The organism is Geobacillus sp. G4 (assembly GCF_040327975.1).
Taxonomy (GTDB): domain Bacteria; phylum Bacillota; class Bacilli; order Bacillales; family Anoxybacillaceae; genus Geobacillus; species Geobacillus thermoleovorans.
This window is the reverse complement of record NZ_JBEPJY010000001.1, coordinates 328721-354093: the sequence shown is the minus strand read 5'-3', so window position 1 is coordinate 354093 and position 25373 is coordinate 328721. Positions and strand designations below refer to the sequence as shown.

Here is a 25373-nt window from a genome sequence, read left to right as displayed (position 1 = left end):
ATGAAGGAGAAAATTATGGCTGCCAGCATTGAGCTGTTTGAACAAAATGGGTTCAGCGAAACATCGATCCAAGACATCGTTGACGCCCTCGGGGTGACAAAAGGGACGTTTTATTACTATTTTACAAGCAAAGAAGAACTGTTGATGGATATTCACCTTCGCTACATTGAAGGGCTGCTTGACGAAGAGGAGCGCATTATAAGCGATAAACGGCGCCCGTTGCGGGAGAAGCTGTATGACATTATCTTCATGCTCATTCATAATGTCGAGCGGCAAGGAAGGGAAGCTCGCATTTTTTTTCGTGAAATGAAGCATTTGAGTGAGGAGCATTTACAAAAAGTAAAAGAAAAGCGCGATTTGTTTCGCCAACGGTTGCAGGCGTTAATTGAGGAAGGAATGAAAAACGGCGAACTGCGCCGCGATTTGTCGCCATCAATCGCCACGCTTACTGTTCTTGGGGCGGCCAATTGGAGCTACCAGTGGTTTCGCCCGGACGGAGAGCTGACCGATGCCGAGGTGGCGAAGCAGATGGTGGAGATTCTGCTTAATGGCATGAGCGCGCCGTCTGTCTCGAAAGCCGAGTGAAAAGAGAGACAAACAAGTCTGAGCCGATGTGTGTCGATGGATGCTGCCCGTGCGGCGGCATGGCGCGCTTGAATTGTTGACCAAGGGGGGAAAGGGAGATGACAGCGATTATTCCAGTGCGCAAGGGGGAAGAACTGCCGGCAGGGAAGCTGGCCAAGTTTTTGCGCACGGTGCTGCCGGACATGCCGGATGGGGAGCTCGAGATCCAGCAATTTTCCGCCGGCCGGTCGAATTTGACGTATTTGCTCCGCTGTGGGGAGTGGGAGGCGGTGCTGCGCCGGCCGCCGTTTGGCCCGGTGCCGCCGAAAGCGCACGATATGAAGCGGGAGAGCACGTGGCTTTCTGAAATCCATCCGCTGTTCCCGCTCGCCCCGAAACCATTCTATTTTTGTGAAGACGAATCGGTGATCGGCAGTCCGTTTTTCGTCATGGAGCGGCGGCATGGCGTCGTGATTGACAGTGATTTTCCCGATGGCATCACTCCGACGGAGGAGGTTTGCCGTGGCATTTCCGAGACGATGGTCGAGACGCTTGTCCGTATCCATCAAATTGATTATACGAACACACGCCTCGTTCAGATGGTAAAGCCGGATGGGTTTATGGAACGGCAAGTGCACGGATGGATCCAGCGCTATGAGCGGGCCAAGACGGATGATATTCCGGAAGCCGAGGCGCTGATGAAGTGGCTCGCTTCTCATATTCCACCGCAGCGCGAAGCAACCGTAATCCATTACGATTTTAAGCTGAATAACGCTTTGTTTGCCAAAGACGACATCACCAAAATGGTTGGGCTGTTTGATTGGGAGATGTCGACGGTCGGGGATCCGCTTGCCGATTTGGCGGTGGCCATGAGTTATTGGATTGAGGAAGACGATCCTCCACTCATTAAAAGTGGGTTTGGCCGCGCGCCGGTCACCGTCCGTCCCGGTTTTTATACGCGCGAACAGTTTATTGAGGCATATGCCAAAAAAAGCGGCCGTGATGTGTCCGATATACACGTTTATTTAACGTTTGCCTACTTTAAATTAGCGGTCATTTGCCAGCAAATTTATTACCGCTACCGCCGCGGACAGACGAACGATGAGCGGTTTCGCCATTTTGGCCAGTTTGTCGAAGCGCTCATTGAGCATGCATGGCAGCTGGCGACAGGACGGTGAGGCGGCGTGATGACAAAAGTGCATGTCGTGCTGCGCAAAGAAGACATTGATGAGATGGCGCTTGCTGATCGAAAGGTGGCTGTCGTGTTCGATGTTTTGCTTGCCACCTCGTCGATTACAGCAGTTCTCTCTGCCGGCGCTCGTTCGGTGATCCCGGTGCGCGATGCCGAGGAGGCCAAGGAGATCGCGCTTCGCTTGCCAGAGGGCAGCTATGAGCTCGTCGGCGAATACGAAGGGCGGACGATCGCCGGTTTTCATCCGCCGGCGCCGCTGTTTTTGCAAACGGTTTGTCCAGGGAAAACAGTCGTGCTATCGACGACCAATGGCACGGTGGCGATTCGCAGAGCTCAGCCAGCCCGTGCGGTGTACGCGGCGAGCTTGCTGAACAGCCCGGCGGTCAGCGAGCATATTTGCCGTTTACATCAGGAAGAGACGATCATTGTGATTTGTTCCGGCTCGTCGGGCCGTTTTTGCCTAGAAGACTTTTATGGCGCCGGCTACTTTGTGCACTGCTTGATCGAGCAAGGGATCAACGCGGCGGAGCTGTCCGACAGCGCGACGGCCGCATGGTTCTTTTACCGGCAATATTCAGATGAAGGAAAGGCGAAAGAAGTGTTGTCTGCCTCGCGCGTCGGCCGTTGGATGACGGCGTACGGCTTGGAAAAAGAAATCGACTACATCAACCGGCACGGGTCGCTTTCTGCCGTTCCAAAACTTGAGCTGGGGCCGTTCGGCCTGGAACTGCGCAATATGGCGTCGACAAAAGTAACGAAAGAGGGGATATCGCCATGAAATTTGTCCAATTCGTTGAATACGGTGGACCGGATGTCTTGCGTGTTTGCGAAGGCGAACGTCCGAAACCCACGGGGCGGCAAGTCGTGATTGAAGCTGAAGCGATCGGCGTCAACTATGCGGATACAGCCCGACGGGAAGGCCGCTATGTTGTGCCGACGCCGCTTCCGTTCATCCCTGGGACGGAAGTGGCCGGCGTTGTCCGTGAAGTTGGTCCGGAGGTGCAAACGGTCCTCCCGGGGCAACGCGTCGTCGCGTTGATCGAATCCGGCGGCTACGCTGAGTTTGTCGCCGTCGATGAACGGGCGGTCGTGCCGCTTCCGGATGGAATGGATGCCCGGCAGGCGGCGGCCTTGCCGGTGCAAGGGCTAAGCGCCTACCATATTCTCAAAACGATGGGCCGCTTGGAAGAAGGGGAGACGGTGCTCGTTCATGCCGCAGCCGGCGGCGTTGGGACGATTGCCGTCCAATTGGCGAAACGGTTCGGCGCCAAAATGGTCATCGCCACGGCAAGCACGGAGGAAAAACGAGCGCTCGCCAAACAGCTTGGCGCTGATGTCACCATTGATTATACAAAAGACAGCTGGGCTGCGGACGTGATGGAGGCGACCGGTGGGCGCGGCGTCGATGTCGCTTTGGAAATGGCGGGCGGCGATGTCTTTCATCAGACGCTCGATTGCCTTGCTCCGTTCGGCCGCCTGGTCGTATATGGGGCGGCGAGCGGGGAAATGACGCGTCTCAATCCAGTCCGGCTGATGGCGAAAAACTGGTCAGTGATCGGCTTTTTCTTGCCGCAAATCATGAAAAAGCGGGCGTTGTACGAACAAAGTTTGCGGGAATTGCTCGCGTGGGTGCAGGAAGGAAGCCTGAAGCTGATGATCGGCGGCGTCTACCCGCTTGAGCAGGCTTCTGAAGTGCATCGGCTGCTGCAGGGGCGGAAAACGCATGGCAAGCTATTGCTTGTGCCATAAGTAAAGAAGAGGGGGCTGACCCAAAAGGCTGTCTGCCTTCAGGGTAGACACAAAATATAGTGCGGAAGAATCGATTGCGGAAATGAGAGTGAAAACAAGGAAAATTCGTAGACACAAAATATAGTGCGGAAGAATCGGTCAGTGCGTATATATAGAGACGAAAGAGGGTGTCCCGATCCTTTTGGGACACCCTTTTCTTGTATATTCCCCTAAAGCCAATGGTGAACAAAAGTCGAAAGAAAAGCAGCCTTTTTCTTATGGGGGCATGGCGGCCTAAACCGATACGATTTTTGAAAACCGTTACGGTCTGCGGCGCTTCGTTTGGATATACCGCTCGAGCCGGTCGAGCCCTTCTTTGAGCACATCGAGCGAATAAGCGTACGACAGGCGGACATGGCCTTCACCGTATTCGGAAAAGGCGCTGCCGGGAACGAGGGCGACCCCGGCGTTTTCGACGACATCGAGGGCAAAATCAAACGAAGACATGCCAAAGGCGGCGATTGACGGAAACAAGTAAAAGGCTCCATCCGGCTTCTCAACCGGCAGCCCCATGGCGGTGAGACGATGATAGGCATACTCAAGCCGTTCGGCGTAAGCGGCGCGCATCGCCTCGGCGTCGTGTTTGCCGGCGGTCAGCGCCTCCACCGCCGCTTTTTGGCTGATCGATGACGTGCACGAGACGCTGTATTGGTGCACTTTCACCATTTGTTCAACGGCGAACGCTGGAGCGAAGACAAACCCGATGCGCCAACCGGTCATGGAGTGCGATTTGCTTAAACCGTTGATGACGATCGTCTGCTCCGGCAGCCATTCGGCGATCGAGTGATGGCGTCCGTGGTAAACGAGCTCGCTGTAAATTTCATCGGAAACGATCCAAATCGGCCGTCCTTTCAAAAGGGAAGCGATGTTCTCAAGCTCTTCGGCTGACAGCGCCGTCCCGGTTGGATTTGATGGGTATGGAAGAACGAGGCAGCGCGTCTTTTCCGTCAAATAAGGCGCAATGAGCTCAGCCGACAGACGGAAACCGTTTGGCCTTGTGTCGATGTACACCGGTTTCGCCCCGCACAGGCGAATGAGCGGTTCATAGCCGGGATAGACTGGTGCGGGAAGAAGCACTTCCGTCCCTTCCTCCAAAATCGTGCGAAACGCAACATCAAGCGCCTGGCTCGCGCCGACGGTGGCGATGACTTCGTCCGGCGTGTAGCGCAGGCTGTACTTGTCAGCGACGAATTGGCAAGCCGCTTGGCGCAGTTCAAGCAGGCCGGCGTTGGCCGTATAGGTTGTGAAATCGGCGGCAATGGCCTCTTGGGCGGCCGTTTTTACATGTTCAGGGGTCGGAAAATCAGGCTGGCCGATCGTAAGTGAAATGAGCCCTGGACGGTCGGCGACAAGGTTGAAAAATTGGCGGATGCCTGATAACTGAATGGCTTGAACGCGTGGTTGAATGAGGTGTTTCACGGTTGTCCACCTTTCTTTTTTTGTTTCTATTGTACCATTGGCGAGGAAAACGAAAAAACAAAAATGAGCCCCTTTCCGTCTAGATTGTTCCCACAAACGGAAATGGGGCTCACTTGGTCATCGACGATTCACTTTCCAACTTCGTTCGCTCCTTTTACGCGCCGTATTGTTTCAACAGGTCGTTATATTGGGCGGAAAGCTTGAAAAACAACGGCTTGTTGCCGGCCGCGAGCGCTTCATCAATTTGTTCCATCAGTTTTTTTCTTTGAAACTGGAAGATCGCTTCTTTCAGCACTTGTTCGGCCATCGGCCCGTAGCTGCTTTTTTCTTCCGGCTGGTTGAACAAAACGGCGCCTTCATTCGGGTATTGTTTTTCGTACATGATTCAGTCCCTCCCATATGGGAACGAAACAGTTCCCTTTCTTATATTATCGTCGTTTTTGATGCTAATGTAAAGAAAATTTAGATAAATATTTTTTGTCAATTTTTTCTCTACATGATTTTTATACCCGTTTTTTGTTGGGACTTAACAGTTTTTCGGTTATGATAAGAGGAGAACAAGGCAAAGGTGATGGCGATGATTCGCACGTGTGTCGTGACAAAAGAATTTGAGATTTTGTATGATGTTGACTTAACGCTTGTCAACAGCCCGGACGTCTCATGGTATTGGGTTGACTTTCATGAGCCGACGGATGAGGAATCGGCGCTGCTCGCCTCCTTTTTCCGTTTTCACCCACTGGCGATTGAAGACTGTCTCGAATATGTGCAGCGGCCGAAGCTCGATTTTTATGACCGCTACTTGTTTGTTGTGCTTCATGCCATTGCCGGAATGACGCTGGAGGCTGAGGAAGTCGATTTGTTTGTCGGGCAAAATTTCATCGTTTCGTTTCATAAGTCGGCCATTCACGCGGTCGATGAGGTGTGGGAGCGATTGAAGCATGAAGAAGATGTTCAGCAGGGGCCGTTTCACGTCATGTACCGGCTGATCGACAAGCTTGTGGATGATTATTTTCCACCGCTTTACCATATTGAAGACGTGCTGAACGATTTAGAGGAGAATACGAACAATGAACCGATTCACGACATTATTGAAAAAGTGTTTGACATCCGCGGCGATTTATCGAAGCTGCGCCGAACGATCGTGCCGATGCGCGACTTGTTGTACCGCATCATCCATTCCGACCGGCTGCAGCGCATGAAAGAACGGCAGCTGTACTTTCATGACATTTATGATCATTTGCTGAAGCTGTCGGAAATGATTGAGACAAACCGAGAAATTACCGCGGATATCCGCGACAGCTATTTATCGCTCAACTCGAATCGAATGAACAATATTATGATGACATTTACAGCCATTACGACCATTTTCATGCCGCTCTCCTTTATTGCCGGCATTTATGGGATGAACTTTGATTATATGCCTGAATTGCACTGGAAGTACGGATACTTTGTTGTATTGGCTGCCATGGCGGTGATCGGCATGACGATGTTCGTCTGGTTTAAGCGCAACGGCTGGTTTCAGTTGTTGAAAGGCGACTGGGCGAAGGAGGAGCGGGAGCGCCGCCAGTAGCCGTATAAAACGGGCTGTTCCCCTCATATATATAATTACATAATGACGGCAGCGTAAGCGCGAAGGAGGGGAACCGATGGCAAGAGGAATTTGGGGAGTCGACTCGGCGCAAGCCGTAACGGATCAGCTGTTTCAATGCGTGCGGACGGAGCTTGGCTATCCGAAATTTTGGGGCCGTTATTTGTCGGAAGTGCCGAACGTGTCCGAAGGGTTGACACGCGACGAGATCGCCCGCATCCGCAGCTATGGCGTGAAGGTGCTGCCGATTTATAACGCCTTCCGCGAAGCGGTCGGCTATGCGAACGGTCAGGTGGCGGCGCGCAACGCGGTGTTCCATGCGCGGCGGCTCGGCATTCCGAAAAATAAACTGCTGTTTGCCAACATCGAAGACTTTTTCGCTGTGGATGCCGCTTGGATCGCTGCTTGGGTGGAAACGCTCTATCCGACCGGATACCGGCCGGGGCTGTACGCGGACCCGACGAAAGGGGATTTCGCCGCTGCCTATTGCGAGGCGGTCAGCCGGAACAACCAAGTGGCGGTGCAGGCGGTCATTTGGAGCGCCGCACCAAGGCCGGGAACGACGAAAGAGCAGAAAGCGCCGCGCTATCAGCCGGCTGCCCCGCCTTGCAGCGCGAATGTCTGGGTGTGGCAGTACGGGCGTGATGCAGAAGTCTGCCCGGTTGACACGAATTTAGCTGACCGACGCCTATTGGACTTTTTGTATTGAACAAAGCCGTTGCAAAAAAAGGCAGCGGCTTTTTTATGCGGCTGGGAAATTGTTGGCTGTTGCGCGTCTTTTCTTTTAATTTTTTTGCTTGGATCGATTATATTAGTAATAGGAAAAAAGGAGGATGTCAGTCGGTTGGGGAAAACGGAACGATGATCGAAAGGAGAGGGAATATGGATCGATCTGTCGCCTCACTGTTGGATCGCATCCATGAACAATACGAACGATGGAGGACGGGACCGCCGCTTGACGGTGTGGAATTGGCCCGATTTTTCAATGCTGTCGGCCGGACGGCGGCGGTGATTGGCCTTAGCGACATCGCTGCTGAAGCAGAGCGGCTCATTCACCGGTTGAACGGCCAAACGGAACGGCAATGGACAGCGGAGGAGGCGCTGATGGAGATGGTTCCTCTCCTTCGCTGCTTCTATGAAGCCGGGGAAGCGGCTTCTGCCACCATTCCCTCTTCGCACCGCCAAGGGCCGAAAGCAGCGATTCTCCTCTGTGGAAATGATCCCCTGTTTTTTGCTTACGTCCGCGGCGCCCTGCAAACCGTGCCATGGCGTTTCACGACGATTCCCTCCCTTGAGCAGGCGGCCGCGTCGATGTTTCGTCTCAGCCCGGATTGCATCATCGTCAGCGTGAAGGAGGGAGAGTGGGAGAATCCGGACTTGACGGTTTTGCTTGAGCGCGCCGGACAGCGCCCCTATCTTCCTGTTGTCATTGTGAGGAGAGACGAGGGCAAAGAGGGGCGGTTGAAAGGTTATGAGCTTGGCGCGGATGATGTCATCACCACCCCAGCGGCAGATGAGCTGTTCGTTCGCGTTCGCCGGCTCATTGAAAAAAAACGAAAAATCGATGACCTTGTGCTCATTGACGAATTGACAGGTGTGTACAACCGGAAGTATTTGCCGCGGGTATACGCCCGCCTTCGGAGCGACCTCGAGCGTTACGGAGCGCCAAGCTGTTTGGCGTTGCTTGATTTGGACCATTTCAAACAAGTCAATGACCGTTTCGGCCACCTTGCAGGCGATGCGGTATTGCAAAAGCTGGCTGCCTTTTTGCGCCAACATACACGTGGAGTGGATACCGTCGTTCGCTTTGGGGGCGAAGAGTTTGTCGTTTGGCTGGCCAAAACGTCCAAAAGCGAGGCTCGTGCAGTGCTTGAGCGGCTGCAACGCCAGTTCGCCGCCGAAAAAATCGAGGCGGATGGCGCACTTCTATCATGTACGTTTTCCGCCGGCCTGGTTGAGTGCGATGAACCGGATCGGCCGCTTGACTATTGGCTGCGTCTGGCCGACAAGGCGCTGTATGCGGCGAAACGAGGCGGCGGCAATCGGATCGAAGAGGCGGCGCGTGAGAAAAGCGGTTCTTCGGATGAGGCCCCAAGCCAAGCATCAACGGATCGGCGGCGATGGGCGATTGCCATCGTAGACGACGATGAACTCGTGCGGATGATGATTGCTGATCTTGTCCGCAAGCTCGTCAATAAGCAGGGGAGGAAAGCAGACATTTACGAGTTTGGCGACGGCCTTTCGTTTCTCGAATCTCCGTTTTATCAAAGCGGGCGGCAATCTGTCGTCATTTTGGATCGGGTGATGCCAAAAATGGACGGCCTTGAGGTGCTGAACCGCCTCCGTCAAGAGCGAAAGCCATACAAGGTGATGCTGCTAACGTCGCGCCAAGATGAGCGGGATATTGCCCATGCGCTTGACCGTGGGGTGGACGAATATGTGACAAAGCCGTTCAAATGGCTTGAGCTTGAGGCGCGGCTGCGCCGGCTGCTGAAGGAGCTGGATGCGTAATGGCGCTGTTGGTCGTTACGGCGGCAGCGGTTGCTTTATTCACCTTGTTGTCGAATTTGTTCCTGTATTTGGTTGTGCGCAAATGGAGGGAAAACCGGCGCCAAGTTCGGATATGCGCTTATAAGGAACGACACCGGCTTGGGCTGCTTCGGTATTTGCTCGGCGAGGAGGAACAGCTGTTGTTGCCGGCTTCGCCGCTTGAGCGGGAAGCGATGATCGAACTGCTTGACCATTTTGCCGCCCTTTTGAAAGGAGAACAGGTGCAGGCGCGCATCCGGGCGTTGGCGGAGGAGCATTTTCAAGGATGGCTGCGCCGCCGGCTGTCAAGCCGTCATTGGAGCGAGCGGATGAACGCGCTGTTTTTGATCGAGGACTTGCGGATGAAAGTGATGGTGCCGGAGATGGAGCGGCTGTACCGCTCCGACCGGGTGACGAGGGGGGAAGAGGCAAAGCTGTTGGCTATTTTCGCCCAATTTGACTATAGCCCGGTGGTGGCCTACGTGCTTGAGCCGAAATACGAATTGACCGAGTTTGCGTACCGGGTCATTTTTGGCCATATGAGTGAGCGGCTGCTTCGGCAGGTGGAACAGCGATTTGATGAGCTGCCGCCGGCGGGGAAATGCGCGTTCGTGGATATGATCGGCATCCGCCGGCGCGAGGAGCGGTCGTTTTTGCTGGAGCTCTTGGCATCAGATGAGTTGGAGCTCCGCGTTCGAGCGCTCAAGGCGATGGCGGAAATCGGCATGAAGCTTGAAGCAGCAAGGCTCGAGCAACATTTGTGCTCCCCCTATTGGCAAGAGCGGCTGATGGCCGCCCGTCTTGCGGGAAAATGCCGCGAAGAGCGGCTTCTTCCGTTGCTGTATGAGCGGCTTAGCGACCGTTCATTTGTCGTTCGTTCCGAAGCGGCGGCGGCCATCGCGCGTCTGCCGGGGGGCCGGGCTGTGCTGCGCACCGCGGCGCGCACAGCATCGGACCGTTACGCCCGTGATATGGCGAGGCAGTGGCTTTGGGGGGAGGAATAATGGTGGAAGCATGGCGTGCGTTTCTCTGGATCTCAGGACACATTGTACTCATTTACATGATAATCGTTCTCCTTTTTTATGCTTTTTTGCTTATTGTCTCTTTTATCCATTTGCGCCGCGTCCATCGCCTCGATGATTGGGAGCCGTATGAAGAATTGCTCGATGCCAGCTACGCAAAACCGATATCGATCCTTGTTCCAGCTTATAATGAGGAAGCCGGCATCGTTGGTTCGGTTCGCTCACTGCTAGCCATCGAATACCCGGAGTATGAAGTCATTGTCATTAATGATGGGTCGACTGACAAGACACTTAAGCGGTTGATCGATCATTTTCATCTGAAGCCGGTCTATCGCGTCATTCGCCGCCAGCTGGACGCTAAGGACATCAAAGCGGTTTACCAGTCGCCTGATTATCCGCATTTGTTTGTGCTGGACAAAGAAAACGGCGGGAAAGCGGATGCGTTGAACGCTGGAATCAACGCTGCTCGTTATCCATACATTTGTTCTATTGATGGCGATTCTGTCCTTGAGCGGCGCGCGTTTTTGAAAGTGATGAAACCGATGCTTGAATCCGACGGAGAAGTCATCGCCTCTGGGGGGAGTGTCCGGATCGCCAATGGCTGCCGGATTGAACGAGGCGAAATCGTCAAGGTCGGTTTGTCGCGGCGTCCGCTCGTCATTATGCAAACGATTGAATATTTGCGCGCGTTTTTGCTCGGCCGCCTCGGCTTAAGCCGACATAACTTGCTGCTGATTGTTTCCGGAGCGTTCGGCGTCTTTTCCAAACATTGGGTGGTTGAAGCCGGGGGATATGCCGATACGGTTGGCGAGGATATGGAACTCGTTGTCCGCCTGCATCGATTGGCGCGTGAAAAAAACGAGACGAAAAAAATCATCTACATCCCTGACCCGGTTTGCTGGACGGAAGCGCCGGAAACGTATGGGGATTTGCGCCGGCAGCGGCGGCGCTGGCATCGCGGGCTGCTTGAGAGTTTATGGCGCCACCGGTCGCTGCTGTTCAATCCGAGGTACGGTTCGATCGGTCTTCTTTCGCTACCGTATTTTTGGTTCATTGAACTTCTCGGACCGGTCGTGGAGCTGATCGGCTATATGACTGTTGCTTGCTCTTTCTTTCTCGGAAACTTGTACATCGAATTCGCTCTGCTGCTGCTGACGGTTTCGATTTTGTACGGTTCGCTGTTGTCAGCGGCTGCCGTCTTGCTTGAAGAATGGACCGAGCGGAAGTTCCCGAACGTCTCTGATTTAGTGCGGCTTTTTTTCTTCTCGCTGACGGAGACGTTTTGGTACCGGCCGCTTACGGCCTGGTGGCGGTGCGAGGGGGTGATCGACGCTGTTCGCCGGAAAAAGCAATGGGGGAGCATAAAGCGGAAAGGGGTCTCAGCGTAGCCAACAGAACAGAGGCTGGATTGTTTGTTTTAGAAGGCCGGTGATTGAACAGGGAAGACGGCTCAACCATTTTTTCTCAAATAGAAAAAACTTACGGATATTGTTCTTCTCTTCATTCGAGAATCATTGATTTAGAGAAAATGGCTGCTTTTCACCGGCCTCTTCCTGCAGAGCGAAAAGGAGAGGGACTTTCATTGCAGGACAGGGCGGGCGAAAAAGCTGGTTAACCATGAAGCAAAAGAGACATCGATGCCCCTGTTGCCGACCCGGCGTTAAGATGTGCCCGTGTTGAAAAAAAACCGGCGTCCGCTTAATAGCGGTCGCCGAGTCGTTTAAATGCGGGTCTTGTCAGCCGTTTCGGCTTTTGTTCCGGCTTTTCCTTCAGTCCGGTGTAGGCGATGAGAATGGCTTTTGCCTCTGACAGCGGCATCCGAGCTGGAGGGTTGCGGTATGAATCGTTGAGAGAGCCAAGGTGCGGAAGGGCGGCGAAATCTTGTTTTGTCGGTGGGATGTGGAAGTAGTAGTCGCCGACGGCGACAAGCACGTCGGATTGCTGTTGGCTGTATCTCGGATTGCGGGAAAAATGGAGGCCCACTTTTTTCGCCTTGCCCTCCTCAAGCAGCTTCTCGATCGCTTTTTTCTTCAGAAGATAAAGAAACGAAGGGTTCAATGCTGTTTTGGCATGGCGGTTGACGGTAAAAATCGCTTTGGCAATATTGTCGACCGTCAATTGCACCGGTTTCATCGGCATGTCTCCTTTTTTCTTTCTATTATAACATAGGAAGCGGTGTTGTTGCCCGGTTTGTCCTACTTCTATCCGGGGGTAAGCGAAAAAACGGTCAACTCCGGCGGAGCGAAGAAGCGAAGCGGCACCCTTGTTGTGCCAAGGCCGCGGTTGACGTACAACAAGAGTCCGCCGACGTGGTAAAACCCTTCATAATACCGCTCAGACAACGGCGGCGTGATGAGCGGTCCGATAAACGGCAACTGAATTTGCCCGCCGTGGCTATGGCCGGAGAGTTGAACGTGAATAGGGAAGCGGCGAGCCTCAATGGCACCGTCCGGCTCATGAACGAGGGCGATCGTATATGTCGCCCGAGGAATGCCGTTCGTCATTTTCGACCAGTCCGGGCGTCCGAGCATCATATCGTCGCTGCCGGCGATAGCGATCGCGTCATGGCCGCGCCGGACGAGTGCATGCTCATTGACGAGAACGCGGAACCCGGCTCGTTCCATCAATCGACGGTAAATATCTGTCCCGTAGCCGCCGTGATCATGGTTTCCGTAAATGCAAAATTTTCCAAGAGGAGCACGGACGCCAGCCAACGCCTCAGCGACCGCGTTGACGTGCGGATACCGGTTCGCCTCATGGAGCAGATCACCTGTGAATACGACGAGATCGGGCCCGAGTTCGTTGATGCGGCCGATAATGCGGTAAAAGCGTTTCAAGCCGTAATAATGGCCGAGATGGAGATCACTGAACTGCAGCAGCTTGACGCCGGCAAACGACTTTGGGATCAGCGGATGCGACAGCGCATGGTGCGTCACGGTCAGCTCGGCTGGCTCAATCCAGCGGGCGTATCCAGAGGCGGCTGCCATCGCCAGCGCTGCGCTGAAACTTGTGCGCGCCAGCTTTTTCAAAAAGGCGCGCCGGCTTAGTTTGGTTGTTTCGATATGGTGCATCGTTTCGCCGTCCTTTCACAAGCAGCTTTATTATAACGAAAAGAGAGGGAAAAGGACAATAGGAGGACTAAGATGTTCGAATATTCCACTATTTTATGATATGATAAAAATGAATGAGTAATCAGTCATAGGAGGAGAAATGGATGAACGGAAAAGTGATCATTGTGACCGGCGGGTCGAGCGGAATGGGGAAATATATGGCGAAGCGGTTTGTTTCTGATGGGGCCAACGTCGTCATTACGGGAAGGCGGGCCGAGGCGCTCGAAGAGGCCAAGCGGGAAATCGCCGCGCCGGATGGAGGGAAAGTGCTTACGATCCCGATGGATGTGCGCAACCCGGAACAAGTGGCGCACATGGTGGAGCGGACTGATGCGGAATTCGGCCGCATCGATGCCCTCATCAACAACGCGGCTGGCAATTTCATTTGCCCGGCGGAAAAGTTGTCGATCAACGGCTGGAACAGCGTCATTAACATTGTGTTAAACGGCACGTTTTACTGCAGCCGGGAAGTCGGCAACTACTGGATTCAGCGCGGCTTGAAAGGGAACATTATCAACATCGTTGCGACATATGCCTGGCATGCCGGCGCCGGGGTCATTCATTCAGCGAGCGCCAAGGCTGGAGTGCTGGCAATGACGCGCACGCTTGCTGTGGAATGGGGGAAAAAGTACGGCTTCCGCGTCAATGCGATCGCTCCCGGACCGATTGAGCGGACCGGCGGGGCGGAGCGGCTTTGGGAATCAGAGGAAGCGGAGCGGATGACGTTGGAAAGCGTGCCGCTCGGGCGGCTCGGGACGCCGGAAGAAATCGCGGCGGTCGCTTCGTTTTTGCTTTCGGATGAAGCCGCTTACATTAACGGCGCTTGCATCACAGTCGACGGCGGCCAATGGCTGAACCGGCGGCCGTTTTAATCAAATTTGCCATAAAGCAAGATGGTCCTCACCCAAAAGGGATTGCAGGCGGTATTTCTTCATTTATCGCGGGCAACCGGCTCATTGCACGCAACGGCCTTTGTCACAAGCGGATTCCCTGCTGTCAGGGGAGCCGCTTTTTTTACGAGTCAGGAACGATTGGGCAATTATGCTATAATAAAGGCAAAGATGGTCGATGGGGATGAGGTGAACACGATGGATGCATTAGACGTGATGGCCAACTTGCCGCAAGTGATTCCGCACTATCAACCGATTTTCAGCGCCGATGAGCATGGGGTCGTCGGCTATGAAGTGCTCGGTCGGTTTCAAACGGAAACAGGGCCGGTCAGCCTTGGGCCGTTTTTTCACGATGAAACCATTCCAGAAGAATTTCGCATCGAAGTGGATGATGTGATCACGAAAAAAGCGCTCGACTATTTTCTGTCGCTTGATGATCAAACGCTGCTCATTTTTTTAAACCGCGACGCCAACTTGCTGATGCTTGACCGCGGCGAGTCGTTTTTGCAGCTGCTTCTCTCCTATGAAGCGAAAGGGTTGGCCCCAAGCCGCATCGTTTTGGAAATCAACGAGCAGCATTTCAAGGGAGACGTCGATCAGCTCAGCCATTTATTGACGTATCTTCGTACATACGGCGTTAAAGTGGCGGTCGACAACATCGCCGAACATAGCATTCATCTTGAGCGAATCGGCGTCTTGTCGCCTGACATTTTAAAAATCGATTTGCGTGAATTGCGGAAAACGTCCGTTCATCAAGCATACCAGGAAATCGTTCACTCGATTTCGCTGTTGGCGCGCAAAATCGGAGCGACGCTCCTGTATGAGGACATCGAAACGTCATTTCAGCTTCAGTATGCTTGGCGGCATGGCGGCCGCTATTATCAAGGGTATTATTTGGCCAAGCCGGCGCCAGAGGTTGTGCCGCGCGATTTGTTGAAAGACTTGCTCCGCCAAGAGTGCCATCGCTTCATCCAGCAGGAAAAGAAAAAGCTTGAAACGCTGTATCAAATTGCTGAGCAGTTTCAGCAGCGGATCAGCGCGCTGCTTGGCAAATACAAAAAAGCCGCCGATTTTAACGAGCTCATTTCCCTGTTGGCCGGCGAGCTCGACGATGTTTGCTTCCGCATTTATGTTTGTGATGAGGACGGCTTCCAGCAGTCGGGCAATATGTTCAAGCGCGGCGGCCGGTGGGAGCTTCAGCCGCAATATTATATGAAAAACTGGAGCTGGCGCCCGTATTTTTTGGAAAACATTATTCGCATGCGCTCGCGCCGAAGAGGGATTTTGTCCGATTTATACACGGATATTGAAACAGGGGAAACGATCCGGACGTATTCGTATCCGATCGATGAGCGCCATTACTTGTTTATTGACTTGTCGTACAGCTATTTGTTTGAGCATGACGCCCATTATTGACTGCATAAAATCGCCTCATTGCGGCAAAGTAAACATGAGGTGAAACTTATGGCACAGTTAACTTTTGTGTTATCCGCCCTCTCTGTATTGATCGCGGTCATTGGGTTCGTCTATACGGTTCGCCTCGGACGCCAACAGCGTTGGCAAGGGGAGCTTGACGGGCCGATTCCGAAAACGGTCGAGGAGCATGCCTACTTGCGCAACCCGGTGTTCCTCGCTTACGTACTCGCTGTCTTGCTCGCCATTTTTGCCATTGGTTATTTGGCGTTGCGCTATTATTGAAAAAAAGGCCATTCCATTCATATGGGTGGCCTTTTTGCCTGTCCGCAAATGACGCTTTTTTCCACGACTTTTTTCCTTTGCCGGCGAATATATATGGAAGCGGAAGAGGCAAAGGGGGAATGGAGATGGCGAAGCGGCTGCCGACAAGGCTGTCGGGCGAGGAGGCGGCGTTATTGCTTGACGTTTTGTTCAGCCAGCAATATGCACTTGAGCTCATCCGCTCCGAGCTGGCGGATATCGAAAACGGAGACAAGGAGGTCGATGAACACCGGTACCGGCAGCTGTTGCGTTTATACGACCGACTGTTGACAGAGGAAGAGGAAGGATAAAAATTGTTGTGCACTATCGCTATCGCAGGAAGCGATAGTCTTTTTTATGGTATGATAACAATGTGGAGAGGAGAAGATGCAGAAGAAAGGCGGAACATCGGCATGACATGGGAACACAATGAATTCATGCAAATGACTGTCAAGCCATTTCTGATTCCGGCGGATAAAGTGGCGCATGTGCAGCCGGGAAATTATTTGGATCATGCGCTGCTCGTCCTGACGAAAACCGGCTATTCAGCGATTCCAGTTCTCGATACATCGTATAAACTGCATGGGCTCATCAGCATGACGATGATGATGGATGCAATTTTAGGATTGGAGCGCATCGAATTTGAACGTCTCGAGACGATGAAGGTCGAAGAAGTGATGAACCGAAACATTCCGCGCCTGCGGCTTGACGACAGCCTGATGAAGGCAGTGGGGCTTATTGTCAATCATCCGTTCGTGTGTGTGGAAAATGACGACGGATATTTTGCAGGCATTTTCACTCGACGGGAAGTACTGAAGCAACTGAATAAACAGCTGCACAGGCCTAATGGCGGCCGGAAGCTAGGCCGAAAAGAGGCTGAACAATGAGCAGAAAGATAATCGTGTGCAATAACAAGAGCAGCTGGCTTTGGCTGATCAGTTTGGAAGCTGCGTGGCAACTTCCGCAAGTGCAAGCCTTCGAGAAGATATTTACAGCATTTTGCTCGATGAATTTGTGCTTGTCACAATGATCTCTGTTTTGCTAAAGTAAAAAAGAATACAGGTGTAAAGGAGGATATCGCCCATGAAGATGATGGACGCCAATGAAATCATTTCCTTTATTCAAAACAGCAAAAAATCGACACCAGTCAAAGTATACATAAAAGGGGATCTCGAAGGCATCGATTTCGGCTCAAGCGCCAAAACATTTATCACGGGCAACGTCGGCGTCGTGTTTGGCGAATGGCAAGACATTCAAGCGGCAATCGAAGCGAATCAAGACAAAATCGAGGACTATGTCGTCGAGAACGACCGCCGCAACTCGGCCATTCCGCTCCTGGATTTGAAAGGCATCAAGGCGCGCATTGAGCCGGGCGCCATCATCCGCGACCATGTCGAAATCGGCGACAACGCCGTCATTATGATGGGAGCGGTCATCAATATCGGCGCCGTCGTCGGCGAAGGAACGATGATCGACATGAATGCGGTGCTCGGCGGCCGGGCGACGGTCGGGAAAAACTGCCATATCGGCGCCGGCGCGGTGTTGGCAGGCGTGATCGAGCCGCCATCAGCCAAGCCGGTCGTCATTGAAGACGATGTGCTCGTCGGGGCGAATGCCGTTATTTTGGAAGGCGTCACGGTCGGCAAAGGAGCGGTTGTGGCTGCCGGCGCCGTTGTTGTCGAAGACGTGCCGCCGTATACGGTCGTGGCCGGCGTGCCGGCGCGCGTCATTAAGCAGATCGACGAGCAAACGCGGGCGAAAACGGAGATTAAGCAGGAGCTTCGCCAATTATAATCATCATAAAAGCTGTCCCTTCACACGAGGACAGCTTTTTTGCCCATGGAGGAGAGACGATGTCTGCGATCAGCCCATTTGTCGCCATTCGCCGCGACTTGCATCAAATTCCGGAGCTTGGGTTTCAGGAGTTTAAAACGCAGCAATATTTGCTTCGCTATATCCAGTCCCTGCCGCAAGAGCGGCTTCAAGTCCGGACGTGGAAGACCGGGATTTTCGTCAAAGTCAACGGAACATCGCCGCGCAAAACGATCGGCTACCGCGCCGATATGGACGGGCTGCCGATTCGCGAGGAGACCGGCTTGCCGTATCGGTCGAAACATGAAGGGCGCATGCACGCGTGCGGCCACGATGTGCATATGAGCATCGCTCTTGGTGTGCTCACTCATTTTGCTCATCATCCACTGAAAGACGATTTGCTGTTTGTATTCCAGCCGGCCGAGGAAGGACCAGGCGGAGCAAAGCCGATGTTAGAAAGCGACATCATGCGGAAATGGAAGCCGGATATAATTGTCGCCTTGCATATTGCGCCGGAATATCCAGTCGGCACGATTGCAACGAAAGAAGGGTTGCTGTTTGCCAATACGTCGGAGCTGTTTATCGACTTGAAGGGAAAAGGCGGCCACGCGGCGTTTCCGCATTTAGCGAATGACATGGTCGTCGCCGCCTGCGCATTGGTGACGCAGCTACAGTCGATCGTCGCCCGCAACGTCGATCCGCTGGATAGCGCGGTCATTACGATCGGAAAAATTGCCGGCGGGACGGTGCAGAACGTCATTGCGGAGCACGCCCGGCTCGAAGGAACGATTCGGACGATGTCGACTGCAGCGATGCAGAAGGTGAAGCGGCGGATTGAAGCGATCGTGCATGGCATTGAAGTCGCGTACGAGTGTGAAGCAGCCATCGATTACGGTGCCATGTACTATGAAGTATACAATGATCCGGAGCTGACAGCGGAATTTATGAAGTTTGCCGAGACACACGGCGGCGTGAATGTGATCCGTTGCAAAGAAGCGATGACTGGCGAAGATTTCGGCTATATGCTGGCGGACATCCCGGGTTTTATGTTTTGGCTTGGCGTCGCCTCACCATATGGGCTGCACCATGCAAAACTGGCTCCGAACGAGGAAGCGATCGACCGCGCCATCGCGTTTTTAATCGACTATTTTTCATGGAAAGGAAACGCAGAATGAAGTATAGTTCCGCCTCTAGCAACACACATTAATGAGTGTGAGGAGGTGGATTGTGATGGCGAAAATTGGTGTTGAGCCATCGTTGACGGACGTACAGGAAGCGTTGAAAGAGCGAGGATATGACGTTGTGCCGCTCCGAGGGGAGCAAGACGCAAGAGGCTGCGACTGCTGCGTCATTACCGGTCTGGACGCAAACATCACCGGCATTCACAACACCGTCACGTCTGGTCCGATCATTGAAGCGAGCGGGCTCACCGCAGAAGAGATTTGCCAAAAAGTCGAAGAAAAACTTCGCTGATGATCGAACGTTCGGGCTGTGTGCGCTGGCAGCCCGCTTTTGGGCGAAATGGCAAAATCGCATAGCGTAAAGGAATGGTGGAAAAGGAACGAAGAACGTTTTCGTTCCTTTTTCTTTTTTGCTAAAATAAGGGGAGAAACAATGCTTGATCAACGATGGAGGAGTGTCAATGAAAAAGAAACAGTTTGCCGTCATCGGCCTCGGGCGCTTTGGCGGCAGCATCTGCCGGACGCTGAGCGAACAAGGGATGGAAGTATTGGCCATCGATATTGACGAAGACCGGGTGAACGAATTTGCGTCGATCGCTTCGCACGCTGTCGTCGGCGACACGACCGATGAAAACGTGCTGAAAAGTTTAGGCATCCGCAACTTTGATCATGTCATTGTCGCGATCGGCGACAACATCCAGGCGAGCATTTTGACGACTCTGATTTTAAAAGAGCTCGGCGTCAACCATATTACCGTCAAGGCAACAAACGATTATCATGAGAAAGTGCTGAAAAAAATCGGCGCTGATCAAATCGTGCATCCCGAACGCGACATGGGCGAGCGGATCGCCCACAATTTGATTTCCAACAACGTCTTAGATTATCTGGAGCTGTCGGACAAATACAGCATTGTCGAAATCGTGGCAAGTGAGCGGCTTGACGGCCATTCGCTGTTAGAGCTTGACATCCGCGCCCGCTACGGCATCAACATCGTTGCCATCAAACGCGGAGCGAGCGTCATCGTTTCGCCGCTCGCTTCGGAAATCATCCGCAAAGGCGACGTGTTAGTCGTCATCGGCGCTGACAGCGACATTGACCGGTTTGAGGAAAAAGTGGTCGGTTGACGGCTGACAGGCGGCCTATGCATGATGATGACGGAAAAAGGGCATCCTTTCGCAAGGACGCCCTTTTTTCTTTAGATTTCCATGATGATCGGCAAAATCATGGGCCGCCGTTTCGTCCGTTCGTATAAGAACGGAGCAAGCGTTTCCGTGATTTCGTTTTTGATCTCCGACCATTGGTTCGTTTTTCGTTCCAGCACTTTTTCGAGATGTTTCGTGATCAATACTTGCGCTTCGCTGATCAAATCGCCCGACTCGCGCATATAGACGAAGCCGCGGGAGATAATATCGGGGCCGGCAGCGATTCTAAACTCTTTCATGTTGATGCTGACGACGACAATCACGAGCCCTTCCTCAGACAAAATGCGGCGGTCGCGCAAGACGATATTGCCGATGTCGCCGACACCGCTGCCGTCGATGTAGACGGAGCCGGACGGGATCTTGCCGACGATGCGCGCTTCTTTGTCGCTGATGCCAAGCACTTCGCCGTTGTCCATAATAAAGCAGTTTTCCTCCGGCACGCCGCAGTCGATGGCGAGCTTGGCATGCATTTTTTGCATCCGGTATTCGCCGTGGATCGGCATGAAATATTTCGGCTTCATCAGCCGGATCATCAATTTTTGTTCTTCCTGTCCGCCGTGGCCGGACGTATGGATGTCGTTGAGCGGGCCATGGATGACTTCTGCGCCGGCCCGATACAGCATGTTGATCGTCCGGTTGACGCTCACCGTGTTACCCGGAATCGGCGATGAGGAAAAGACGACCGTGTCGCCCGGGATGATTTGAATTTGCCGGTGCGTGCCGTTAGCGATGCGCGACAAGGCGGCCATCGGCTCCCCTTGGCTGCCGGTGCATAAAATCGTCACCCGGTTGGCCGGCAGGCGGTTGATTTCGTTCGCGTCGACGAACGTGCCTTTCGGACATTTGATATAGCCGAGGTCTTGTCCGATCTCAATCGCCGCTTCCATGCTTCGACCGAAGACAGCGATTTTTCGGTTGTTGGCGACGGCTGCTTCCGTCACCTGTTGGAGACGGTGGATGTTTGATGCAAATGTGGCGAAAATGATGCGTCCTTCCACCTTGCGGAAAATGTCGTGAATGCTTTCACCGACGCGCCGCTCCGACATCGTAAAATGCGGGATCTCGCTGTTCGTGCTGTCCGACAGCAGGCAAAGAACTCCTTCTTTCCCAATTTCGGCCATTTTTGTCAAATTGGCCGGCTCGCCGACCGGCGTAAAGTCGAATTTAAAATCCCCAGTGTGAACGATTTGCCCGACTGGCGTTTTCACAACAATACCGTAGCTGTCCGGAATGCTGTGTGTCGTCCGGAAAAAGGTGACGGCCGTTTTTTGAAAGCGGATGACATCGTCTTCGCGAATCTCAATGAGTTTCGCTTGGCGCAACAATCCATGTTCCTCAAGCTTATTGCGAATCAGCCCAAGCGCTAATTTGCCGCCGTAAATCGGAATGTTCACCTGCCGGAGCAAATACGGAATGCCGCCGATATGGTCTTCGTGCCCGTGGGTGATGAACAGTCCTTTCACTTTGTCCGCGTGCTTCACTAAATAGGAGTAGTCTGGAATGACATAGTCGATCCCGAGCAGCTCATCTTCCGGAAACTTAATGCCTGCGTCAATGACAATGATTTCGTCTTGGAATTGTACGCCGTATGTATTTTTTCCAATTTCACCCAGTCCGCCGAGGGCAAAAACGCCAACTTGCTGATCTGTCAACAGCTTCATGATGAAATCTCCAATACTTGAAAGTTCGGGCTTTTCTTTTCGTATTCTAGATGCGCTCCCTCTAACGGCTGAATATACTCAATATTGATCGGACGGCCTTCGAGTTTTCGGCGTACATCCCGCTCTGATTCTGCTTCGATGTAGAGTGTTTTCGTTTTTTCTCTCACGGGCGCCTCGTCTGCGTTTTCTTGGTAAAACACTTTGAAAATCATCGTGAAATCTCTCCTTATCGTACAATGGTTGCTCTATCTATTATATAAGAATGTAACTTTCTTTTCATGTATTTTGTTGCCAAAAGCAAAAAACAGGCGTGAGATGTGCCGACGATATGCATCATCTTTGACGAATGTTGCCCGCTTTATTCGCCAAAGTGGGAAAGAAGCCCTTCGAATGGAAGGGCTGTTGTTGTAACGGTCAGGCGATCAATTTTTTCCGGAGCAGGTCTTTCCACTGTTGAAGCAGCTTTTTTTTCAGCTTTTTCAACATGTTTCATCACTCCTTACCTTTTATTGTACTCATTTTGCGGCGAAAGTAAATGTTCTATTATATATGATATGTAGGCGGAGGTTTGTTTTTCATGGGTAAAAATGGAACAGATCGTGCCTCTTGGTTGACATTCCGGGCGTTTTTCAGTACGGTAGACAATGAACAATTTTTTAACAAGGGGAAGTGAACGTGGGCAGAAAAATCGTCTTTTTCGACATCGACGGCACGCTTCTTGATGAGCAAAAGCAGCTGCCGCTGTCAACGATCGAAGCGGTTCGCCGCCTGAAGCAGTCGGGCGTTTATGTCGCCATCGCCACCGGACGCGCTCCGTTTATGTTTGAGCATGTGCGCAAACAGCTTGGCATCGATTCGTTCGTCAGCTTCAACGGTCAGTACGTCGTTTTTGAAGGGAACGTGTTATACAAGCAGCCGCTCCGGCGCGAGAAAGTCAGGGCGCTGACAGAGGAAGCCCACAAAAACGGCCATCCGCTCGTCTTTATGGATGCGGAGAAAATGAGAGCGAGCATCGGCGACCATCCGCACATCCACGTCAGCATGGCGAGTCTAAAATTCGCCCACCCGCCTGTCGACCCTCTTTATTATGAGAACAAAGACATTTATCAAGCGCTTCTGTTTTGCCGCGCCGAGGAAGAAGAACCGTATGTGCGCAACTATCCCGAATTTCGCTTCGTCCGTTGGCATGACGTCTCGACGGATGTGCTGCCGGCAGGGGGCTCGAAGGCGGAAGGCATCCGCATGATGATCGAAAAGCTCGGGATCGATAAGAAGGATGTGTACGCGTTCGGCGACGGATTGAATGACATTGAAATGCTCTCGTTCGTCGGAACCGGGGTGGCGATGGGCAACGCCCATGAGGAAGTGAAAAGGGTCGCCGACTTCGTTACGAAACCGGTCGATAAGGAAGGCATTTGGTACGGATTGAAACAGCTGCAGCTCATCCGATAAAAAGCGGCCTTGGCCTTTTCGGCGAGGCCGCTCGCCATTGACAGCGGGCTTTTTAGCGCCCGATTGGAATCGCCCCGTCCGGCACTTGAAACGGGTCATCGGGGTTGATGCGGTCATAGAACATAATGCCGTTTAAATGATCGATTTCATGTTGGAAGACGATGGCCGGCAGCCCTTTCAAGCGCAGTGTGACTTCTTCGCCGTCGATCGTCGTCCCAGTGACCGTGATGCGGGCATAGCGCGGCACATACCCTGGCACGTCGCGGTCGACCGACAGGCAGCCTTCCCCGGTCGTCAAGTAACATTGCTGGACGGAATGGCTGACGATTTTCGGATTGAACAAGGCGTAGCTGTACAGCGTCCCGTTTTCATCGGTGACATGGACGGCGATCATCCGCTTTGAGACGTTGATTTGCGGGGCGGCAAGGCCAATGCCGGGCCGCAGGCCGTATTTAGCTGCCAGCTCCGGGTCTTGGCTCATTTTCACGTAGTCAAGCAAGCTTTGCAAAATGCGCTTATCTTCCTCTGAAGGCGGCAACGGAACGGGTTCGGCGATTTTCCGCAATGTCGGGTGCCCCTCTTTGATGATGTCCTTCATCGTGATCATTCGCTTCGTTCACTCCCTACGTTTGGCATCGCTGTCTATCGTTTAGTCTAACAAAATGAGCATCGATCGTAAATAAAAACGCAACCGCACGAATATATTATTCGAGTATAAGGAAAACAATAAGACAAATTCGAGAAAACGTTTTCATTATCTTGTCAAGCCACTGTGTGTTTTATATTTTGTGAAAATATAATACAGAACTCATACAGATGGTGAGGAATGTAATATAACAGTTTGTGGGCGGAATATTGCCAATTCCAATTTCACCCAAAAAATAAAGCGAAAAAACATGAGAAATCAAAGTCGTTGACGGTTGATCCAAGAACGTGTAAACTAAAACTTGCAAATGCATATTGTACTAATTCAGTCTTGAAAAATAGTGAAACAGATTTCGGCGCCTTTGTTGCTTGTGTTGGCGCCGGATGGCGGCCGTTTTTTATTTCTCTTTCATTTTGGGTACATTAATAGTATATGGGCGAATGTATTCTCATTTCTAAAATTTCTAATGAAAGGCAGAGGTGAATAACATGGGTGTGAAAACCTCCCAGTTTCGATTTGCGGAGCAGCTCGAGAAAGTAGCCGAGCAGTTCCCGACGTTTCAAATTTTGAATGAAGAAGGCGAAATCGTCAACGAAGAGGCGATGCCGGAGTTAAGCGATGAGCAGCTGAAAGAGCTGATGCGCCGCATGGTGTATACGCGCATACTCGACCAGCGCTCCATTTCGTTGAACCGCCAAGGCCGACTCGGGTTTTACGCGCCGACCGCCGGGCAAGAAGCGAGCCAAATCGCCAGCCATTTTGCGCTTGAGAAAGAAGATTTCATTTTGCCGGGATATCGCGACGTTCCGCAAATCATTTGGCACGGGCTTCCGCTTTATCAAGCGTTTTTGTTCTCGCGCGGCCACTTTCATGGCAACCAAATTCCTGAAGGCGTCAACGTCTTGCCGCCGCAAATCATCATCGGCGCCCAATACATTCAAGCGGCCGGCGTGGCGCTCGGCTTGAAAATGCGGGGCAAAAAGGCGGTGGCCATTACATATACCGGCGATGGGGGCACATCGCAAGGCGACTTTTATGAAGGGATCAACTTCGCGGGGGCGTTTAAGGCACCGGCCATCTTTGTTGTGCAAAACAACCGCTTTGCCATCTCGACGCCAGTGGAGAAGCAAACGATCGCCAAAACATTGGCGCAAAAAGCGGTCGCTGCCGGCATTCCGGGCATTCAAGTCGACGGCATGGATCCGCTTGCGGTCTACGCCGCGGTGAAAGCAGCCCGCGAACGCGCCATTAACGGCGAAGGGCCGACGCTCATCGAAACGCTTTGCTTCCGCTACGGTCCGCACACGATGTCCGGCGACGATCCGACGCGCTATCGTTCGAAAGAACTCGAAAACGAATGGGCGAAAAAAGACCCGCTTGTCCGCTTCCGCAAGTTTTTAGAAGCGAAAGGTTTATGGAGCGAAGAGGAAGAAAACCGCGTCATCGAGCAGGCGAAAGAGGACATCAAGGAAGCGATCAAAAAAGCGGACGAAACGCCGAAACAAAAAGTGACCGACTTAATCAGCATCATGTTCGAAGAGCTGCCGGCGAACTTAAAAGAGCAGTATGAAATTTATAAAGAGAAGGAGTCGAAGTAAGCC

Annotated in this window: 29 protein-coding genes; 21 read left to right on the top strand and 8 right to left on the bottom strand. The window is 52.7% G+C overall.

Annotated features, from left to right (window positions below; genetic code table 11):
* From ABS784_RS01775 to ABS784_RS01760, 4 genes are all read left to right on the top strand, one after another.
* Positions 1-585: a TetR/AcrR family transcriptional regulator gene (locus tag ABS784_RS01775; RefSeq protein WP_352511249.1), complete on the top strand. Its 585-nt coding sequence runs from the start codon at positions 1-3 to the stop codon at positions 583-585.
* A 98-nt stretch (positions 586-683) separates the two neighbouring features.
* On the top strand, positions 684-1742 hold the full coding sequence (locus ABS784_RS01770; RefSeq protein ID WP_011230532.1) for a phosphotransferase family protein: 1059 nt from the start codon (positions 684-686) through the stop codon (positions 1740-1742).
* A gap of 9 nt (positions 1743-1751) precedes the next feature.
* The gene (locus tag ABS784_RS01765; RefSeq protein ID WP_014195328.1) at positions 1752-2534 is read left to right on the top strand and encodes a 2-phosphosulfolactate phosphatase; all 783 of its coding nucleotides are present in this window, start codon (positions 1752-1754) and stop codon (positions 2532-2534) included.
* Positions 2531-3505: a quinone oxidoreductase family protein gene (locus ABS784_RS01760; RefSeq protein WP_014195329.1), complete on the top strand. Its 975-nt coding sequence runs from the start codon at positions 2531-2533 to the stop codon at positions 3503-3505. Before ABS784_RS01765 ends, ABS784_RS01760 begins: the two co-directional genes overlap by 4 nt.
* Before the next feature lie 300 nt (positions 3506-3805).
* Here the strand turns inward: ABS784_RS01760 and ABS784_RS01755 are convergent, their stop codons facing one another.
* Together ABS784_RS01755 and ABS784_RS01750 are read right to left on the bottom strand one after the other, a co-directional pair.
* Positions 3806-4963 (bottom strand): aminotransferase A, encoded by a 1158-nt coding sequence (locus ABS784_RS01755; protein ID WP_352511246.1) that lies wholly within the window; start codon positions 4961-4963, stop codon positions 3806-3808.
* A 154-nt stretch (positions 4964-5117) separates the two neighbouring features.
* A complete protein-coding gene (locus tag ABS784_RS01750) occupies positions 5118-5345 on the bottom strand; it encodes an IDEAL domain-containing protein (RefSeq protein WP_044743265.1) in 228 nt (75 codons plus the stop codon).
* A gap of 189 nt (positions 5346-5534) precedes the next feature.
* Between ABS784_RS01750 and corA the strand changes: the two genes are divergently transcribed.
* The 6 genes from corA to ABS784_RS01720 all read left to right on the top strand — a co-directional run bounded on the left by corA (position 5535) and on the right by ABS784_RS01720 (position 11717).
* On the top strand, positions 5535-6533 hold the full coding sequence (corA, locus tag ABS784_RS01745) for a magnesium/cobalt transporter CorA (RefSeq protein WP_020278637.1): 999 nt from the start codon (positions 5535-5537) through the stop codon (positions 6531-6533).
* 76 nt (positions 6534-6609) lie between these two features.
* Positions 6610-7260, top strand: a complete 651-nt coding sequence (locus ABS784_RS01740; RefSeq protein WP_011230538.1) for a glycoside hydrolase domain-containing protein — start codon at positions 6610-6612, stop codon at positions 7258-7260.
* Between the two features lie 173 nt (positions 7261-7433).
* Complete coding sequence (locus ABS784_RS01735; protein WP_352511244.1) at positions 7434-9062, top strand: diguanylate cyclase; 1629 nt, start codon at positions 7434-7436, stop codon at positions 9060-9062.
* Positions 9062-10084, top strand: coding sequence for a HEAT repeat domain-containing protein (locus tag ABS784_RS01730; protein ID WP_352511242.1), 1023 nt, complete (start codon positions 9062-9064; stop codon positions 10082-10084). Before ABS784_RS01735 ends, ABS784_RS01730 begins: the two co-directional genes overlap by 1 nt.
* The gene (locus ABS784_RS01725; RefSeq protein WP_352511240.1) at positions 10084-11490 is read left to right on the top strand and encodes a glycosyltransferase family 2 protein; all 1407 of its coding nucleotides are present in this window, start codon (positions 10084-10086) and stop codon (positions 11488-11490) included. Before ABS784_RS01730 ends, ABS784_RS01725 begins: the two co-directional genes overlap by 1 nt.
* Positions 11491-11534: 44 nt before the next feature.
* Entirely contained in the window at positions 11535-11717 is a 183-nt protein-coding gene (locus tag ABS784_RS01720; protein WP_352511238.1) for a hypothetical protein, read from the top strand.
* 83 nt (positions 11718-11800) lie between these two features.
* Here the strand turns inward: ABS784_RS01720 and ABS784_RS01715 are convergent, their stop codons facing one another.
* Both ABS784_RS01715 and ABS784_RS01710 read right to left on the bottom strand, forming a co-directional pair.
* On the bottom strand, positions 11801-12235 hold the full coding sequence (locus ABS784_RS01715; RefSeq protein ID WP_352511236.1) for a YkyB family protein: 435 nt from the start codon (positions 12233-12235) through the stop codon (positions 11801-11803).
* 68 nt (positions 12236-12303) lie between these two features.
* Positions 12304-13173, bottom strand: a complete 870-nt coding sequence (locus ABS784_RS01710; RefSeq protein ID WP_020278634.1) for a metallophosphoesterase — start codon at positions 13171-13173, stop codon at positions 12304-12306.
* 143 nt (positions 13174-13316) lie between these two features.
* Between ABS784_RS01710 and fadH the strand changes: the two genes are divergently transcribed.
* The 9 genes from fadH to ABS784_RS01665 all read left to right on the top strand — a co-directional run bounded on the left by fadH (position 13317) and on the right by ABS784_RS01665 (position 19935).
* Positions 13317-14084, top strand: coding sequence for a 2,4-dienoyl-CoA reductase (gene fadH, locus ABS784_RS01705; RefSeq protein WP_011230544.1), 768 nt, complete (start codon positions 13317-13319; stop codon positions 14082-14084).
* Between the two features lie 216 nt (positions 14085-14300).
* A complete protein-coding gene (locus ABS784_RS01700; RefSeq protein ID WP_011230545.1) occupies positions 14301-15518 on the top strand; it encodes an EAL domain-containing protein in 1218 nt (405 codons plus the stop codon).
* Positions 15519-15566: 48 nt separating this feature from the next.
* The gene (locus ABS784_RS01695) at positions 15567-15800 is read left to right on the top strand and encodes a hypothetical protein (RefSeq protein ID WP_011230546.1); all 234 of its coding nucleotides are present in this window, start codon (positions 15567-15569) and stop codon (positions 15798-15800) included.
* A 125-nt stretch (positions 15801-15925) separates the two neighbouring features.
* Positions 15926-16129 carry an antirepressor AbbA gene (gene abbA, locus ABS784_RS01690; protein ID WP_352511233.1) on the top strand — a complete coding sequence of 68 codons (204 nt, stop codon included), beginning with the start codon at positions 15926-15928 and terminating at the stop codon, positions 16127-16129.
* A 102-nt stretch (positions 16130-16231) separates the two neighbouring features.
* Positions 16232-16705 (top strand): cyclic-di-AMP-binding protein CbpB, encoded by a 474-nt coding sequence (gene cbpB, locus ABS784_RS01685; RefSeq protein WP_011230548.1) that lies wholly within the window; start codon positions 16232-16234, stop codon positions 16703-16705.
* Between the two features lie 196 nt (positions 16706-16901).
* Positions 16902-17612: a 2,3,4,5-tetrahydropyridine-2,6-dicarboxylate N-acetyltransferase gene (dapD, locus tag ABS784_RS01680; RefSeq protein WP_011230549.1), complete on the top strand. Its 711-nt coding sequence runs from the start codon at positions 16902-16904 to the stop codon at positions 17610-17612.
* Between the two features lie 59 nt (positions 17613-17671).
* Complete coding sequence (locus ABS784_RS01675; protein WP_352511230.1) at positions 17672-18805, top strand: N-acetyldiaminopimelate deacetylase; 1134 nt, start codon at positions 17672-17674, stop codon at positions 18803-18805.
* A gap of 55 nt (positions 18806-18860) precedes the next feature.
* The gene (locus tag ABS784_RS01670; protein ID WP_352511228.1) at positions 18861-19103 is read left to right on the top strand and encodes a YkuS family protein; all 243 of its coding nucleotides are present in this window, start codon (positions 18861-18863) and stop codon (positions 19101-19103) included.
* A gap of 169 nt (positions 19104-19272) precedes the next feature.
* Positions 19273-19935, top strand: a complete 663-nt coding sequence (locus tag ABS784_RS01665) for a potassium channel family protein (RefSeq protein WP_013145901.1) — start codon at positions 19273-19275, stop codon at positions 19933-19935.
* Between the two features lie 71 nt (positions 19936-20006).
* On the opposite strand, the gene rnjA is transcribed toward ABS784_RS01665, so the two are convergent.
* From rnjA to ABS784_RS01650, 3 genes are all read right to left on the bottom strand, one after another.
* Complete coding sequence (gene rnjA, locus ABS784_RS01660) at positions 20007-21674, bottom strand: ribonuclease J1 (protein ID WP_352511226.1); 1668 nt, start codon at positions 21672-21674, stop codon at positions 20007-20009.
* Entirely contained in the window at positions 21671-21886 is a 216-nt protein-coding gene (locus ABS784_RS01655; RefSeq protein ID WP_011230554.1) for a DNA-dependent RNA polymerase subunit epsilon, read from the bottom strand. Before ABS784_RS01655 ends, rnjA begins: the two co-directional genes overlap by 4 nt.
* Before the next feature lie 146 nt (positions 21887-22032).
* Complete coding sequence (locus ABS784_RS01650; RefSeq protein ID WP_014195339.1) at positions 22033-22167, bottom strand: hypothetical protein; 135 nt, start codon at positions 22165-22167, stop codon at positions 22033-22035.
* Between the two features lie 176 nt (positions 22168-22343).
* Between ABS784_RS01650 and ABS784_RS01645 the strand changes: the two genes are divergently transcribed.
* Positions 22344-23126 (top strand): Cof-type HAD-IIB family hydrolase, encoded by a 783-nt coding sequence (locus ABS784_RS01645; protein ID WP_020278630.1) that lies wholly within the window; start codon positions 22344-22346, stop codon positions 23124-23126.
* A 52-nt stretch (positions 23127-23178) separates the two neighbouring features.
* Here the strand turns inward: ABS784_RS01645 and def are convergent, their stop codons facing one another.
* On the bottom strand, positions 23179-23733 hold the full coding sequence (gene def, locus ABS784_RS01640) for a peptide deformylase (protein ID WP_011230557.1): 555 nt from the start codon (positions 23731-23733) through the stop codon (positions 23179-23181).
* 527 nt (positions 23734-24260) lie between these two features.
* Between def and pdhA the strand changes: the two genes are divergently transcribed.
* Positions 24261-25370 carry a pyruvate dehydrogenase (acetyl-transferring) E1 component subunit alpha gene (gene pdhA, locus ABS784_RS01635; protein WP_014195342.1) on the top strand — a complete coding sequence of 370 codons (1110 nt, stop codon included), beginning with the start codon at positions 24261-24263 and terminating at the stop codon, positions 25368-25370.
* The last annotated feature ends 3 nt before the right edge of the window (positions 25371-25373 follow it).

Bases quoted from the DNA above. Each gene is read 5' to 3' on its own strand.
- ABS784_RS01775 (WP_352511249.1), top strand. From the start codon at position 1: ATGAAGGAGAAAATTATGGCTGCCAGCATTGAGCTGTTTGAACAAAAT.
- ABS784_RS01770 (WP_011230532.1), top strand. From the start codon at position 684: ATGACAGCGATTATTCCAGTGCGCAAGGGGGAAGAACTGCCGGCAGGG.
- ABS784_RS01765 (WP_014195328.1), top strand. From the start codon at position 1,752: ATGACAAAAGTGCATGTCGTGCTGCGCAAAGAAGACATTGATGAGATG.
- ABS784_RS01760 (WP_014195329.1), top strand. From the start codon at position 2,531: ATGAAATTTGTCCAATTCGTTGAATACGGTGGACCGGATGTCTTGCGT.
- ABS784_RS01750 (WP_044743265.1), bottom strand. From the start codon at position 5,345: ATGTACGAAAAACAATACCCGAATGAAGGCGCCGTTTTGTTCAACCAG.
- corA (WP_020278637.1), top strand. From the start codon at position 5,535: ATGGCGATGATTCGCACGTGTGTCGTGACAAAAGAATTTGAGATTTTG.
- ABS784_RS01740 (WP_011230538.1), top strand. From the start codon at position 6,610: ATGGCAAGAGGAATTTGGGGAGTCGACTCGGCGCAAGCCGTAACGGAT.
- ABS784_RS01735 (WP_352511244.1), top strand. From the start codon at position 7,434: ATGGATCGATCTGTCGCCTCACTGTTGGATCGCATCCATGAACAATAC.
- ABS784_RS01730 (WP_352511242.1), top strand. From the start codon at position 9,062: ATGGCGCTGTTGGTCGTTACGGCGGCAGCGGTTGCTTTATTCACCTTG.
- ABS784_RS01725 (WP_352511240.1), top strand. From the start codon at position 10,084: ATGGTGGAAGCATGGCGTGCGTTTCTCTGGATCTCAGGACACATTGTA.
- ABS784_RS01715 (WP_352511236.1), bottom strand. From the start codon at position 12,235: ATGAAACCGGTGCAATTGACGGTCGACAATATTGCCAAAGCGATTTTT.
- ABS784_RS01710 (WP_020278634.1), bottom strand. From the start codon at position 13,173: ATGCACCATATCGAAACAACCAAACTAAGCCGGCGCGCCTTTTTGAAA.
- fadH (WP_011230544.1), top strand. From the start codon at position 13,317: ATGAACGGAAAAGTGATCATTGTGACCGGCGGGTCGAGCGGAATGGGG.
- ABS784_RS01700 (WP_011230545.1), top strand. From the start codon at position 14,301: ATGGATGCATTAGACGTGATGGCCAACTTGCCGCAAGTGATTCCGCAC.
- ABS784_RS01695 (WP_011230546.1), top strand. From the start codon at position 15,567: ATGGCACAGTTAACTTTTGTGTTATCCGCCCTCTCTGTATTGATCGCG.
- abbA (WP_352511233.1), top strand. From the start codon at position 15,926: ATGGCGAAGCGGCTGCCGACAAGGCTGTCGGGCGAGGAGGCGGCGTTA.
- cbpB (WP_011230548.1), top strand. From the start codon at position 16,232: ATGACATGGGAACACAATGAATTCATGCAAATGACTGTCAAGCCATTT.
- dapD (WP_011230549.1), top strand. From the start codon at position 16,902: ATGAAGATGATGGACGCCAATGAAATCATTTCCTTTATTCAAAACAGC.
- ABS784_RS01675 (WP_352511230.1), top strand. From the start codon at position 17,672: ATGTCTGCGATCAGCCCATTTGTCGCCATTCGCCGCGACTTGCATCAA.
- ABS784_RS01670 (WP_352511228.1), top strand. From the start codon at position 18,861: ATGGCGAAAATTGGTGTTGAGCCATCGTTGACGGACGTACAGGAAGCG.
- ABS784_RS01665 (WP_013145901.1), top strand. From the start codon at position 19,273: ATGAAAAAGAAACAGTTTGCCGTCATCGGCCTCGGGCGCTTTGGCGGC.
- rnjA (WP_352511226.1), bottom strand. From the start codon at position 21,674: ATGAAGCTGTTGACAGATCAGCAAGTTGGCGTTTTTGCCCTCGGCGGA.
- ABS784_RS01655 (WP_011230554.1), bottom strand. From the start codon at position 21,886: ATGATTTTCAAAGTGTTTTACCAAGAAAACGCAGACGAGGCGCCCGTG.
- ABS784_RS01650 (WP_014195339.1), bottom strand. From the start codon at position 22,167: ATGAAACATGTTGAAAAAGCTGAAAAAAAAGCTGCTTCAACAGTGGAA.
- def (WP_011230557.1), bottom strand. From the start codon at position 23,733: ATGATCACGATGAAGGACATCATCAAAGAGGGGCACCCGACATTGCGG.
- pdhA (WP_014195342.1), top strand. From the start codon at position 24,261: ATGGGTGTGAAAACCTCCCAGTTTCGATTTGCGGAGCAGCTCGAGAAA.